This window comes from Clostridium sp. YIM B02569 (assembly GCF_022320765.1).
In the GTDB taxonomy this organism is placed as follows: Bacteria; Bacillota; Clostridia; order Clostridiales; family Clostridiaceae; genus Clostridium; species Clostridium beijerinckii.
Map to the genome: position 1 here is coordinate 111,651 of NZ_JAKJJX010000005.1, position 13,831 is coordinate 125,481.

The window sequence follows — 13,831 nt, forward strand, 5'->3', positions numbered from 1 at the left end:
TGCATATAATGATCTTATATGCAGAATAAAACTCTTATTAAAAGACAATCTATGATTATAACCAATATAGGAGGGTCTTGAAATGAGTGTATTTAAAAAGATATATATATTTACAATAATTTCATTTGTAATAATAATTATGCTAGTAGGTAGTATCTCGAAAAGTTTAGCAATTAATTTAAATGGGGCTTCAATAATTCCAGTAAAAGTAGCTATGTTTCAATCTAGAGAAGATGATCAATATAATATTGAGGTTAGAAAGAACTTAGAAGAGATTCAGAAAGAAAATGAGGGCAAGGTTGAGTTCACTTTTTTTGATGGAAAAGGAAATCAGGTTATACAAAACGAAAGTATTTACGAAGCTATTAATGATCATTTTGATTTGTTTGTAATAAATCTGGTTGATACAAAGGTAGATACTATAAGTGATGTAATTAATAAAATTGAAAAAAATAATATACCATTAATTTTAGATGGAACACCTAATAAAGATATATTAAATTTTATTACCCCTTACAAGAGTATTGTTTTTCTTGGAACTGATACAGAGCAATCTGGAGTTCTAGAAGGTAAGATAATTGTTGATTCATGGAATGCCAATAAGGGAGCTATAGATAAAAATAGAGATAATATACTTCAATATATTATGCTTCAGGGAAAAATAGATCATCCTGGTACTATTGATAGAACAAAGTATTCTATTTCAACAATTAATGATGCCGGAATAAAAACCCAGGAACTTGCAATACAAAGTTGTAATTGGGATGAAGAATGTGCTAGAGCGGGTATTGACTCATTATTTTTAAGATATGGCAATAATGTTGAAGCAATTATCGCAAATAATGATGCTATGGCCATAGGAGCTGTTAAAGCGCTTCAGAAATATGGGTATAATAAAGGTGATAAAAATAAAAATGTTTTGGTAGTTGGGATTGATGCTATTCCAGAAGCTATGGAATTAGTAGATAAAGGATTTATGACTGGGACAGTTATTCAAGATGCAAGTGCAGAAGCTCAAGCAATATATTCTGTAGGCATGAACTTAATTAAGGGAAATGATCCTCTAGAAGGTACAAAATATAAATTTGATGATAATAGGATTTTACGTATGCCTTACCGTGAATATGTAAAATGAATTAGAATTTGGAGAATTATTGCAATGTAATATTTCTCAGTAGTATAATTATGGTAGTTTTATTGTTATGGGGGATACAGAGAATGAATAATGTAAATGTTGGATGTCCTAGATGTGGGAGTTTAAATGTCAAAGTAGTAAGTGATATTACGGAAACCACGAAAGGCTTTGGTGCAGGAAAAGGCTGCTTAGGATATATATGTTTAGGTCCTATTGGATTGCTATGTGGAATGCTCGGCATGGGAAAAACTAAAACTAAGACAAATACGTATAGGGTGTGTGCAGATTGTGGGGCAAGATTTAAATAATGTAACGGATAAGAAAACAAAGTTCTGGATACTTCTTATGAAGGCTGGTGCACTTAGTGGTTGTCATCAAATGTATGAAAGGAGTTTCAGTTTTAGGGGATTTCAATTTCCAGTGTGTGCAAGGTGTACTGGAATTTATTTGGGGTATATAATTGCAGTGATTTTGTTTGTAGTCAAAGCAAAGATTAGTTTAAAGATCTGTGGAGTATTGATTTTAATTATGATTTGTGATGGTTTACTACAATTATTTAAAATTAAGAAATCAACTAATATTAGAAGGCTAATTACAGGAGTTTCATTTGGAATCGGATTAGCCTTCTTATTAATGTATGCAATTAAAACATTATGTGAAAAAGTATAAATACATAAAAGTTATTTAATTAAAAATTGCAGAGTAACTTCAGATGAAAAGGTGGAAGGGCAATATCAAGCTGAATATATTGCAGATTATTTTAAAAATAAAAATAATATTAAAGTGGTTTTATTAAAAGGTGAGAAGAACCATGCAGCTATTAAAGAGCGTACGAAGGCAGTAAAAGAAACTTTCAAGGAAAAAGGAATAGATGCTGATTATGTTTTTGAGGATAATGCAGATTGGAGCAGGGCAAAAGCTAAGGAGCTGTTTAATATATTCCTGTCTACAGGTAGAAAATTTGACTGTGTAATTGCTAATAATGATGAAATGGCACTTGGAGTGATGGATTTATTTAAAGAAAATAAAATCGATACTTCATTAATTCCAATTGTGGGAATTGATGCTACATCAGATGGATGCAAGGCTATTGTAGATGGAGGTTTACAATTTACTGTTTATCAGTCTGCGAAAGACCAAAGTAAAAATGCTGTTCAGGCAGCTATTCAACTAGGATCAAATGGTAAGTTATCTAATATGGAAAATTTTGCGCAGGACGGTAAGCATATATGGGTTCCATTTGAAAAAGTAACAAAGGATAACGTGAAAAATTATATATACTGATTGAAATTTAATAAATAAAGTCGTGCATGTAGCAATATAAATGCACGACTTTATTTATTATTGGGGGCTATATCACTAATAGGTTTGCCACTTGAAAATTACTATTTTGCAAGAGTCACATGTAAGTAGGTGAGGAGAATACAATAAAAATAAAACAATAAAAATTATGTCTAAAGCCCTTCATATGTCTGAGAGAAAAACTTATATAATTAAAAGAATGAATTTATGATAGATGAGAAAACTAAGATTATAATAATTAATAAAAAAATAATACGGAGTATAATAAATATATAAATAGATTAAGGATAATAATATAGCAATTGCGGGAGGGATAATTATGAACAAGTATTTATTGGATACTAATGTTGTAATAGGGCTCTGGAAACAGTATCCTTCGATTATTAATAAACTCATAGAAGATGAGAAAATAATAATTTTAAAAGAAGTGAGTGAAGAGCTTGTTGTCAAGGAAAGGAAAGAATACAAAGGTCAACAAGTACTATCAGAAAGATTCTGTAAATTGCTATTTTCAATTATAGAAATAAATAAGAATAATCTCGAAGAATTTTCATCAAAATTAAATATAAAGTATTCTAAAAGTGGTAATATATATTTAAATAGTATAAATAAATTATCACAGAATGATTTGTTACTTTTATATGCGTGTCATTCAGATGATAGTCTTATATTAGTGACAGAAGATAAATATTTATATAATGCTGCAAATCAAATATTAGGTGAGGATAAAGTTATGACATTAAATATGATGATAGAAGAGCAATATAGTGAGGTAAATTAAGTTGGACAATTTGAATAATGATAAGGAACTATTAGATTTAATAAAAGACAAAAGAATGAGCGCGATATATTTTACAGGAGGAGCTTGTGGGGCGTGTGAAGTCATTAAAACTAAGATTGAAGATATTTTAAAAAAATTTCCTGAAATTAAGAGTGGAGAAGTAAATGCAGAAAAGCATTTAGATTTAGCAGCAAAATATAATGTATTTTCTGTACCAATATTTCTACTTTATATAGAAGGCAAGGAAAGCATAAGAGTAGGAAGAAATTTAGATTTACTAGAATTAGAAGCAAGTGTAAAGAGATATTATGAAATGATATTCTAATTTAAAGGCGAATATAACTTTCTATATATTATTACAGTATAAAAAACTGCTTTGGATATTAATTTTATAGCAGTTTTTTTACGGTTAATGTAGAATAAAATCTATTTCAGATATTGTTTCTGATGCTTTTAGAGGTTATGTCCTTAAAAGGTACAATGTCCATAAGATGCCTTTGGTGTTTATACCGAAGAAGTTGAATGTTATGTCCCCAAAAGGTACAGTATCCATAGAGTTGACTCGATTATAAGTTCACAAAGAATATTTTAAATTTACTGAAAATATAATTTGACTAGTAAAAGGAGATGAAGATATGTTGGAAAAAGCTATATGTATAGCAGCAAAAGCTCATGAAGGTCAGGTGGATAAAGGCGGTAAACCATATATTCTTCATCCTCTAAGATTAATGATTTCAAAGAGAAGCCAAGAAGAAATGATATGTGCAGTGCTTCATGATGTAATAGAAGATACTGATATTACAATAGATTATTTAAAAAATGAAGGCTTTTCAGAAGAAATATTATCTGCACTGGATGCTTTAACAAGACGGCATAATGAAACATACGATGAGTTTATAGAAAGAATAATTACTAATAGGTTAGCATGCGAGATAAAGCTAGTTGATTTAAAAGACAATATGAATCTATCAAGAATCGAAAATCCTTCCCAAAAGGACTATGAAAGAATAAAAAAATATAATAAAGCAGCAGATAAAATACTCAATGCATTAGAATTTTATAGAGGGGAGTAATATAGAGGGGATGAAGAACAGTTTTTCTTTTGATATGGAAAATATTATAGATAACATGAAAGTTTCAGGAGCATTTTTATTTTAATTGTTATATTAAATGGAACATTCTTAATTAATATTGATAAATAAGTAATTTTATTGTATCCTATTATATAAAAATTAAACTAGTACGTTAGTAGTGGGGGAAAGCTTTATGATAATAAGAGAAATACAGGAAAAAGATAATGAACAAGTAGAATCATTAATAAGAACTTGTTTGATAGAATTTGGGGCTAATAAACCTGGCTGTGCTTGGTCTGATCCCAACTTAGGATGTTTTTACCAAGTCTATAGCGGTGAAAAATCTAAATATTGGGTAGTTGAAGAAAACGGGAAGATAGTAGCAGGATGTGGGATAGGGCCATTGTTAGGAACTGAAGATGTATGTGAATTACAAAAAATGTATTCTTTAAAAGAAGCAAGAGGCTCAGGTATTGCAAAGAAATTGCTGGATCTTTCATTAGAATTTGCGAGAGAACATTATAAAAAATGTTATTTAGAAACTTTTGATAATATGGAGGCGGCTAAGAGATTTTACGAAAAGAATGGATTTCTTAGATTAGAAAAACCTTTAGTTGAAACTGAACATTATGCTTGTGATGTGTGGTACATAAAGGAATTATAAATTTTATTGAAGTTTAAGATATATAAATAGTATAAGATAATAAACTAATACAATATGCAATGTTTTAAATGTATATTTATTAGTTTATTTTTATGCCTATAGATATCCAACGTTAAAACTAGATTTATGTGATAACTTACCGAAATCATAAATATTTTGATTCCGAAAAGCTATGAAAATATCGCTGAAGGTTTTAAGCAGCAGGTTGTATCCAATTTAGCATGCTCCAACTTTCTTAGGGAAGCTCGACTCATTACATTCGCTGAGGAAGTTCGAGAACCCAAAATAAAATTTTGGACTCTCACTTCACAAGCTAAAATGGAACAACCTACAGCGAAGAACCTTTAACAGCTCATTTTCAAATGTTTTCCCATATTATCACCCCTGTGGTTACAAATATATTTATGATTTCTAGTGAAGATATGAACTCAAGGTTTTAGCAACTTTGTAAATCTGTTCATCAAATAAGTTGAATTGTTATTGTTTATCACTAAAGTAGATGTTCAAAATTACCACAAATAAAAAATTTAAATATGTAAATTATAAGAAGTGTTTAGAATTATGATTCTAAAATGGATTATAAAAGGAGGGTGAGAAATTGAAGAATAGAATAAAATTTTTCTTATTTTTATTAAGTGGTCTTTTTGTTATATTTATATGCATGAAAAGCGTAAGTGCTATTCCGATATCATCTAATGAAACAACTAGTGAAAATCATGATCTGGATAAAAAAGTTTCGCATGATATGAAGAAGGTAATTTATCTGACTTTTGATGATGGTCCTAGCTATAAAGTTACAGATCGTGTTCTAGACATTTTGAAAGAAAAGGATGTTAAAGGAACTTTTTTTCTCATAGGAAGCCAGATTGAAGGAAGAGAAGGGGTTGTAAAAAGAATTTATGATGAGGGAAACAGTATAGGACTTCATACTTATACTCATAAATTTAATAAAATTTATTGTAGTGAAGATAAATTTATACAAGAAATGCTTGCATGCCGTATTCAGATAAATAATGTTATTGGAATTTCGCCAAATATAATAAGGTTTCCAGGTGGAAGTAGTAAGCATTTAAATAATAGATGTTTAAAGAAATTACATGATAATAATTTTAAAGTATATGACTGGAATATGGATAATACAGATGGATTAAATCCAAAGCTTTCTCCATATAGTTTATATAGGAAGGCAACAAAGGGAAGCGAGAAATTATCAAAAGTAATACTGCTTTTACATTGTACGGATATGAATAATAATACTTGTGAAGCATTACCCGAAATAATAGAATACTATAAATCACAAGGATATGAATTTAAGACGATTACAGAAGAAACACAAGAATTATATTTTCCTATATCAAGAAGAACATTTACATTCTTTGAGAATATTATATAAGAGCCGATATAAAAAATATTCTTTATTAACTCTACATAATTCATTTTTTGGTAATATGATGTTTACAAAAGGTTAATAACTTTGACAAACGACTGACAAAAATAAGTATTAATATAGTTATTAGAAAGGGTGTTTATATCATGGAAAAAGAAATTGAGGATCTAGAAATTAGAGATGATAAAGAATTAGAAATTAGAAATAAAGTTACAAAAAGGGATAAGAAGATATTGCAAAAGGCAATAAGTGGAATAAAGGGATGGAGTTTTAATCCAATAGCTGTAGTAAGTAATGGAATAGAAGAGTATTATTTTATTTGTAAAGTAAAAACAATAATAGAAAATTTACAAATGACTATGGCGAGGATATATATTAAAGTTCAAGATGGAAATAAGCCTAGATTATTAGCTATAGAAGAGATAGTATAAAAGCCTTGTGACAAGTAAAATTGTTGTATAGGAATGGTTTGAAAAATAAAAAAATGTTAATAATTAAATTGTTAAACCTTTTTTCATAATTTATCAAAAGCAGCAATTAGGAATTGTCTAATTGCTGCTTATATTTATTTTCTTAGAAATAATCATAAAGAAAGATCTTCACATAGATAAACATTATAATAGCTTAGTCTTATGAAACAATCTACCAGAAAGGAGAAACATTATTATTTCACAGGCTATGAAAATTTCGCTAAAAGCGCTAAATTACAGATTGCACTACTAGTGATTGCTCTCGATTTCGTTGTGAGAAGTATTAATTCATAGATCAACTGATAAAAAATATCAATTAATATTGATTATCTTGTAATAATGTGCTAATATATGAATATACAAAAGATATTCAAATCCCCTTTACCCCTCATAATTAATATATAAAAAAATGCAGTCATATGATGGCTGCATTTTATTTTGCAATTTAAAACAGCGATATTAAGTTTTATTATTATTTTATTATTTTTAACTCATCTTGTAGCTGTTTTTGCATGTCTTGCATATAGTCATCTATATTTTTGTTTTTCGCAGAACTCAAAAATATACTTATTAATATAAAAATTAAAAATATTAGACTTAATATAATCATAAACTACACCTCACTTATCTAAAGTATTAACAAAAAAACGTAATTGTATTACGACTATTTTCAACAATTAGATTAAAAAGTAAAAAAATATATAGATGAGATTTTATAACTAAACATTTAATAAAACTTAACATATTCTTTATATATGGAATAAAATAATTTATTAAGATTATGGTGGATAAAGTGAAAAAATTGACCAATAAAGTATATTTTATTATAATTTATAATAGTACTATAAAAAACAAATGAAATATTTGTGAGGGAGAGAAGAACTATATGAGATTAGTTATATTAAACGAAAAAGCAATGGGCAAAGAGTTGGCAGTTCCTATTTACACGCAATCGGGAATGATATATTTGAATAAAGGTGCAAAAATTAATGAAAGAAATATAGAGCAAATAAAGAAAATAGGTATAAATACAGTTTATATAGACGATGGTATAAATGATGTCACTTTGCAAGAAATATATGATGCACCATTAAGGCTAAAAGCAATCAAAGAGTTAAAGAATGTATTTGATGAATGCAAAAGGAAAAGATATGTTCCTGAACAACCAGTAATAAAGATAGTCGAAGAAATAATTGAAAATATAAATATTTCAGAAAATGCCTATTTATATAACAACTTAGCTAAAAATGATAAAGACCTTGAATTATGTACTCATTCGTTGAATGTAGCATTATTATCAATAATAATTGGTTATAAGAAAAAATATAGTGAGGACAAAATTCTAAAGCTAGGAATTGGAGCTATATTGCATGATATAGGCAAAATAGTTTCTAATGGGGAAGATCATACTATCGAAGGGTATAAATTGGTAAAAAGTAATAATTATTTTTCGGCAACATTATGTACTTGCATACGCTCACATCATGAAAATGAAGATGGAAGCGGTTATCCTGAAAAATTAAAAGGGGACAAGATATATGAGTTTGCAAAGATTGTTTCTATTTGTAATGAATATATTAATATATTAGATTCTGATGATTCTATCTTGCCACACCATGCAATTGAAGTATTAGCAGCAATGGGGCAGCAAAGGTTCAGTAATGATATATATAAGGATTTTGTTGGATCAATTTATTGTTACCCTAATGGTTTGAGTGTAAAGTTGAGTAATGGGTTAGAGGCCATGGTTATTAAGCAAAATATAAACATGCCAACAAGACCTATAGTTGCATTTAAGGAAAATGATAATATAAAATATATTGATTTAGTTAATAATCTTACTATATTTATTGAAGAAGTAGTATATTAAATTAGATATTTTAGTTAGCCACGAGATTGTGGTTAACTATTTTTTTATTAAAAATGTTTATGTAAGGAATTAACTTAATTCATGACAAATGATAAAGATAAAGACTGATAAGCGTATTTTATTAGAGAGGGTATATGGCATGCTAGTAAATGATTTGGAGATTAGGAATACAATTACAGCAAAGGATAAGAGAATATTAAGAAAAGCATTAAACGGAATAGTTGGGTGGAAATTTATTCCTGTATTTGTGATAATAAATTATAAAGACGATTACTATTTTATATGTAAAGTAAAAGCGAATAATAGGAAAATGAAGATAGCCAAAATATATGTTAAAACTAAAAAGGATGGAAGCATAAATTTACTAACTATCGAAGAAATATTATAGGATATATTATAGAAAATTAATTATTTTAGGATATGAGAAAATACTTCATATCCTAAAATTTTAGTACCCAAATTTATACATGCAAATTGTATTATAGATATAGAAGGAGGTGGGGAATATGGGGAATATAATTAAGATAATTATGTATTCAGAGATTAAGAAGAATAAGAAGAGTAAAATTAAATTAAGAGTTTTAGAAGAAAATATTTTAAAATATAACTATTGGCTAAAAGTAACACACAGAGAGGATAAAATCGAAAATTATGAAGAATTTTTACGAGCTCGATAATTACTAAGAGGTAGATTAGATTTTAAGTTTAATCTGTCTCTTTTGTTTTTAATAAAGCAGAATCTTTATTTTTTTGTAATATTATATTAAGAAAAGCTTTATATAATTGATTAATAACTGACAAAAACCGGTAATAATATAATTACAGGAGAAGGTGTTTGTTTATATGTTAAAAGAAAATAGAAAAATGGAAATCAGAAGTGAAATTTCTATAGAAGAAAAAGTAATGCTAAATGATGCGTTAGATGGCATAAATGGATTCAAATTTGATCCTATAACAGTAATTACTAATGGTGTCGAGGACTATTATTTTATATGTAAAGTCAAGGTAATAATAAAAAGTTTGAGAATGAAGATAGCAAAGGTACATGTTAGAGTTTCTAATAACAATCCTCAATTATTAAGGATTGAAGGTATAGAATAAATTTATTTTAATTTTTATGATATTTATGTAATTATATATAAATACAATTTTAAAAATATTTTATTTATTTATTAATTGTATTACTAGATGGATAGTAAATATAATATAATTTTGAAATAACAAATAATTATTCTTAAATAGTATTGAATATTTTATAATAATCTGGTAATATATATTTGAAGATAAAAAATAATAAATAATATTCAATATTTAAGAGAGGAGAGTTATTATGGGTAACTTAATGAAAATCAATATATATGCTGAAAAAAAGAAAAAGATTGGAAAAGTTATAAAAATTAACAAGTTAGAAGAGACTATTTTAACTTATAATAACTGGCTAAAGAAGAATAATAGAGAGGATAGAATAGAGAGCTATGAGGAATTTTTACAAGCTCAATAATATTTATTATTAGAGGTAAATTAAATTGTATGATTTAATTTACCTCTATTTTTTTGGATTTTAAAATATTAATCAATAAAAGTTATTAATTAATATGGACTATTTAAAAACAATATGCTATTATATAAATACACAATATATTCAAATCCTAAATAACTCTCTCTCAAGTTTAACCATTAGATGCAGTCATTATTTGGCTGCATCTTTATTTTATTAGACCTAATTTATATAGCATTCTTTGAAAGAGCTTTAGCATATTTTGTCAAAATTTATGTTATGAAAAATAGTTACTAGTTTAAAGTATTGTGATATTATAAAAGTGATTTGATAAAAGATTCTTCATTTTATAAAGGTGGTATTGTCATGTACAATGCCACCTTTTTTTAAATTTAATTTTAAGAATTAAAATATTATGATCTATTTGCGATTGTTTAAAAAGATTTTTTATATAGAAATTTCGATTTTAATGGTTCAATGTTAAGGAACGGGATGTCTAACTTATACAAAATTTTATAGAAATTAAATCTACTTGAGATGGTGGATTTACTATAGGAAAGCAATAAAAATATGGTATGTTACTAAGTAATCACACAAATATGCGAGCAAACATAAAATATTATATATGTTTTAATAACGGAGGAGGAGCTTACGGTGAGATACAATTGTAATAATAACGGGAGATGCAGCTGTGGTTATAAAAATAACCAAAATGATAAAAATGAGGATAACTGTAACTATGTAGATATTAGCTATAGAATAAAGAATCATAATCATGAATATTTATCAAGTACAGATTATGCAAAAGATGATGAATGTGTGAGACATAATCATCGAATTGCCGGTATGACTGGTCCTGCAATAGAATGTGGGAATTCGCACGTTCATAAAATAGAAGGACGTACAGATACTTTTTGTGATCACTACCATGATCTTTGTGATACAACAGGTCCGGCCATTTACCTTCCAGACGGAAAGCATATTCATTTAGTAAAGGGTAAAACAGCTTGTGCAGATGGACATTATCATGATTATTATTTTACTACTTTAGTTGAAGATCCTACAAACGTTCCGAAAGATAAAGATTGCTAGATTTAAACACCAATAAGAGAAGCTTACTATTAAATAACTTCTAAAATATATATATTATAGATGTTTGATTATCACACTTTATGCATAATAGAGTGTGATTTAAATTTCGTTTCATTTTAGTTCAGTATTTCATCTATGATGTGCATATTTGAGGGATCAAGTATGATATAATGAAATTGAAATAGCAATAATAACATTATATAAACTTATTGAAATTATATCTCTAAATAAAGTGAAATATATAAATAAGTCTATATTAGAATATGATAAATGACTCTTAAGGACGTAAGAAGATTGGAGCTAGTAAATGAAAATAAACGTTTTTTTACCTAAATATATGGAAGACTTTAAATGCATAAACTCAAGTTGCATTGATACTTGTTGTGCAGGATGGGATATAAATATAGATGAGGATACTTATAATAATTACACTAATAGCACTGGTGAACTTAAAGAATTATTGGAAGGAAAGTTCTTTTTTAATGAAGCTGAACACGATTTTTTTAATAATGGTTTCATGGCACTAAAAGACGGTAATAGATGTCCTTTTTTGAATTGTAATATGCTTTGTGATATACATGGTGGATTTGGGGAAAAGAATCTTTGTATAACTTGTAAAAGTTATCCTAGAGTATTTAATATTGTCGATAATATTTACGAAAAGAGTGGATTACCTTCTTGTATTGAAATATGTACAAAAGCGTTTTTGGATAAAGATAAGATGGAGTTTATAGAGAACGAAGAAGAAATAAATGAGAATGATATTGAGATAAGAAGAATTATAGATAGTGAAGCTTTTGAAGGAACTGAAAGTCTTTTTCAATATTTCTGGGACATAAGGGTGATATCTATAAATATTATTCAATTGAGAGAATATTCGATAGAGGAACGGTTAAATATTCTTAAGAATTTTTACTGGAAAATCCAGAGTTCATATAAATTAAATGATTTTGATGGAATAGAGAAGTTATTAGATGATTTTAACAATGAATACATAGATTATGAGTCGTTAAAAGGAATGAATTTCAAGGAAAATAATGATTTTTATATGGATATTGCTAAGGATGATTTACTTGAAAATATAAGAGGGATAAGGCTTAAGCAATGTGTTAATGAATACAAAGATGGGATTTTTAATAAAAATGATTTACGCACGTATCTAGAAGAAAACCCTAGATATTTTGATGAGATAGATGAGTATTCATACATTCTAGAGAATTACTTAGTAAATCAGATTTTTAAAGATTTAATTCCTTTTAATAAAGGAGAAGAGTTTTTAGAAAGTATTAAAGTTCTTATTAATACCTATAAAATAATAAAAGCTTATATAATAGGAATTGCTATGAATTCCAAAGAAAAGATAAATGAACAGCAGATTATAAGAGTTATTCAATCTCTAAGCAAGGACATAGAGCACAATAAGGTGTTTAAGGAATTGCTGGAAAGGTAGAATTAGAAGCTAATTTATAGGAATATAATAGAGATAGTATTATTAATTAAAAAATACTATCTCTATTTTAAGTGTGGTTGAGTAATAATGCTTTCCTTTAGAATTATTGACAGGGTAGTAAGGAAATATACATATATTTTGAAATTATTATATAAAAATTTTATACATTAAATACATAGGTTGTAATGATAAACTCACATTCAAAATTATAGTAAGTTAAGTACTCAATTAAAATAATCAATGTAGGAATCCAACTGTAGCACATATAGATAGTTATTATAAATAAATTTAAAATACAAAATAGAGATAGTATTAGTGAATTCTAAAATACTATCTCTATTTTAAATTTAGGTCGGGTTATTATGTTTTCAATAATATTATTAACAAAGTACAGAAAAATATACGTTTTTTAAATAACTTTTATAGTTTTATTATTCAGGTTAAAGCTTAGATATATTGGAATATTTCTTTAGTAATTAATAGCAAATATTATAAAGCAGCATAATATAGTACTAAGTGATTGCTAATTTTAACAAAGTTCTGGTAAAAAAATGTTATCAGATTTCTAATAGCATAATTGATAAATTAAAAGCTATATAAATAGAGCTTCTATAAATCAAACAATTTTATGGAAATTACAAAGGAGAGAAAAAAATGGATTACAAAGATAATAAAGAAGAATACGATTATTATTTTGAAAATGAGCTTGACTTTGATTTTGATGACCTAGAGGATGAGTTTGATTTCTTTGGAAAAGAAGAATGCGAATTTGAAGAAAAAGACGATTATGAATATGATCAAAAAGAAGAATGTGAATTTGCTGAAAAAGAAGATTGGGATTTAGGCGGAAGAGAAGAGTGTGACTTTGATAAAGATGAAGATTATATCCCAAAGATGATGGAAAAAGTTTTCAAAGAAGGTTTTGAAAAAGGAAAGTACGAAGGGTATAAAGAAGGCTGTAGAGATGGTTATGAAAGAGCAAAACGTCAACTTATAGAGTATATGAAAAAGAATAAATGCTGCTTCAAATGTCGTAAATCTCATCATAAACATCACTGCTGTAAAAAACACTAATATAAGGCCAAGGGTTATTATATAAAATAATAGTT

At 27.1% G+C, this 13,831-nt stretch carries 18 protein-coding genes; all 18 read left to right on the top strand.

Annotated features, from left to right (window positions below; all coding sequences use genetic code 11):
* The first annotated feature begins 82 nt into the window (after positions 1-82).
* The 18 genes from L3B96_RS06190 (at position 83) to L3B96_RS06275 (ending at position 13,796) form a co-directional block, all read left to right on the top strand.
* On the top strand, positions 83-1,135 hold the full coding sequence (locus L3B96_RS06190) for a galactose ABC transporter substrate-binding protein (protein ID WP_238859389.1): 1,053 nt from the start codon (positions 83-85) through the stop codon (positions 1,133-1,135).
* 83 nt (positions 1,136-1,218) lie between these two features.
* Positions 1,219-1,443, top strand: a complete 225-nt coding sequence (locus tag L3B96_RS06195) for a hypothetical protein (RefSeq protein ID WP_065416141.1) — start codon at positions 1,219-1,221, stop codon at positions 1,441-1,443.
* Positions 1,424-1,804 carry a DUF2085 domain-containing protein gene (locus L3B96_RS06200; protein ID WP_343073062.1) on the top strand — a complete coding sequence of 127 codons (381 nt, stop codon included), beginning with the start codon at positions 1,424-1,426 and terminating at the stop codon, positions 1,802-1,804. Before L3B96_RS06195 ends, L3B96_RS06200 begins: the two co-directional genes overlap by 20 nt.
* 18 nt (positions 1,805-1,822) lie before the next feature.
* Entirely contained in the window at positions 1,823-2,419 is a 597-nt protein-coding gene (locus L3B96_RS06205) for a substrate-binding domain-containing protein (RefSeq protein WP_343073067.1), read from the top strand.
* A 337-nt stretch (positions 2,420-2,756) separates the two neighbouring features.
* Complete coding sequence (locus L3B96_RS06210; RefSeq protein WP_236897265.1) at positions 2,757-3,218, top strand: PIN domain-containing protein; 462 nt, start codon at positions 2,757-2,759, stop codon at positions 3,216-3,218.
* Between the two features lies 1 nt (position 3,219).
* Complete coding sequence (locus L3B96_RS06215) at positions 3,220-3,543, top strand: thioredoxin family protein (RefSeq protein ID WP_173710087.1); 324 nt, start codon at positions 3,220-3,222, stop codon at positions 3,541-3,543.
* A 310-nt stretch (positions 3,544-3,853) separates the two neighbouring features.
* Positions 3,854-4,291, top strand: a complete 438-nt coding sequence (locus L3B96_RS06220) for a GTP pyrophosphokinase (RefSeq protein WP_238859393.1) — start codon at positions 3,854-3,856, stop codon at positions 4,289-4,291.
* Between the two features lie 193 nt (positions 4,292-4,484).
* Positions 4,485-4,955 (top strand): GNAT family N-acetyltransferase, encoded by a 471-nt coding sequence (locus tag L3B96_RS06225; RefSeq protein WP_238859395.1) that lies wholly within the window; start codon positions 4,485-4,487, stop codon positions 4,953-4,955.
* A 598-nt stretch (positions 4,956-5,553) separates the two neighbouring features.
* Entirely contained in the window at positions 5,554-6,348 is a 795-nt protein-coding gene (locus tag L3B96_RS06230; protein WP_238859396.1) for a polysaccharide deacetylase family protein, read from the top strand.
* A gap of 140 nt (positions 6,349-6,488) precedes the next feature.
* The gene (locus tag L3B96_RS06235) at positions 6,489-6,773 is read left to right on the top strand and encodes a hypothetical protein (RefSeq protein ID WP_012059467.1); all 285 of its coding nucleotides are present in this window, start codon (positions 6,489-6,491) and stop codon (positions 6,771-6,773) included.
* Positions 6,774-7,698: 925 nt separating this feature from the next.
* The gene (locus L3B96_RS06240) at positions 7,699-8,682 is read left to right on the top strand and encodes an HD domain-containing protein (RefSeq protein ID WP_077829140.1); all 984 of its coding nucleotides are present in this window, start codon (positions 7,699-7,701) and stop codon (positions 8,680-8,682) included.
* A gap of 139 nt (positions 8,683-8,821) precedes the next feature.
* Positions 8,822-9,070, top strand: a complete 249-nt coding sequence (locus L3B96_RS06245) for a hypothetical protein (RefSeq protein ID WP_238859648.1) — start codon at positions 8,822-8,824, stop codon at positions 9,068-9,070.
* Positions 9,071-9,188: 118 nt separating this feature from the next.
* Complete coding sequence (locus tag L3B96_RS06250; protein ID WP_017211057.1) at positions 9,189-9,359, top strand: hypothetical protein; 171 nt, start codon at positions 9,189-9,191, stop codon at positions 9,357-9,359.
* 166 nt (positions 9,360-9,525) lie between these two features.
* Complete coding sequence (locus tag L3B96_RS06255) at positions 9,526-9,783, top strand: hypothetical protein (RefSeq protein WP_012059465.1); 258 nt, start codon at positions 9,526-9,528, stop codon at positions 9,781-9,783.
* 229 nt (positions 9,784-10,012) lie between these two features.
* A complete protein-coding gene (locus L3B96_RS06260; protein ID WP_017211058.1) occupies positions 10,013-10,183 on the top strand; it encodes a hypothetical protein in 171 nt (56 codons plus the stop codon).
* A 651-nt stretch (positions 10,184-10,834) separates the two neighbouring features.
* Positions 10,835-11,272, top strand: coding sequence for a YmaF family protein (locus tag L3B96_RS06265; protein WP_012059464.1), 438 nt, complete (start codon positions 10,835-10,837; stop codon positions 11,270-11,272).
* Between the two features lie 307 nt (positions 11,273-11,579).
* Positions 11,580-12,722, top strand: a complete 1,143-nt coding sequence (gene fliB, locus L3B96_RS06270; protein ID WP_171787994.1) for a flagellin lysine-N-methylase — start codon at positions 11,580-11,582, stop codon at positions 12,720-12,722.
* A 654-nt stretch (positions 12,723-13,376) separates the two neighbouring features.
* The gene (locus tag L3B96_RS06275) at positions 13,377-13,796 is read left to right on the top strand and encodes a hypothetical protein (RefSeq protein ID WP_238859398.1); all 420 of its coding nucleotides are present in this window, start codon (positions 13,377-13,379) and stop codon (positions 13,794-13,796) included.
* The last annotated feature ends 35 nt before the right edge of the window (positions 13,797-13,831 follow it).

Bases quoted from the DNA above. Each gene is read 5' to 3' on its own strand.
- L3B96_RS06190 (WP_238859389.1), top strand. From the start codon at position 83: ATGAGTGTATTTAAAAAGATATATATATTTACAATAATTTCATTTGTA.
- L3B96_RS06195 (WP_065416141.1), top strand. From the start codon at position 1,219: ATGAATAATGTAAATGTTGGATGTCCTAGATGTGGGAGTTTAAATGTC.
- L3B96_RS06210 (WP_236897265.1), top strand. From the start codon at position 2,757: ATGAACAAGTATTTATTGGATACTAATGTTGTAATAGGGCTCTGGAAA.
- L3B96_RS06220 (WP_238859393.1), top strand. From the start codon at position 3,854: ATGTTGGAAAAAGCTATATGTATAGCAGCAAAAGCTCATGAAGGTCAG.
- L3B96_RS06225 (WP_238859395.1), top strand. From the start codon at position 4,485: ATGATAATAAGAGAAATACAGGAAAAAGATAATGAACAAGTAGAATCA.
- L3B96_RS06235 (WP_012059467.1), top strand. From the start codon at position 6,489: ATGGAAAAAGAAATTGAGGATCTAGAAATTAGAGATGATAAAGAATTA.
- L3B96_RS06240 (WP_077829140.1), top strand. From the start codon at position 7,699: ATGAGATTAGTTATATTAAACGAAAAAGCAATGGGCAAAGAGTTGGCA.
- L3B96_RS06245 (WP_238859648.1), top strand. From the start codon at position 8,822: ATGCTAGTAAATGATTTGGAGATTAGGAATACAATTACAGCAAAGGAT.
- L3B96_RS06250 (WP_017211057.1), top strand. From the start codon at position 9,189: ATGGGGAATATAATTAAGATAATTATGTATTCAGAGATTAAGAAGAAT.
- L3B96_RS06255 (WP_012059465.1), top strand. From the start codon at position 9,526: ATGTTAAAAGAAAATAGAAAAATGGAAATCAGAAGTGAAATTTCTATA.
- L3B96_RS06260 (WP_017211058.1), top strand. From the start codon at position 10,013: ATGGGTAACTTAATGAAAATCAATATATATGCTGAAAAAAAGAAAAAG.
- fliB (WP_171787994.1), top strand. From the start codon at position 11,580: ATGAAAATAAACGTTTTTTTACCTAAATATATGGAAGACTTTAAATGC.
- L3B96_RS06275 (WP_238859398.1), top strand. From the start codon at position 13,377: ATGGATTACAAAGATAATAAAGAAGAATACGATTATTATTTTGAAAAT.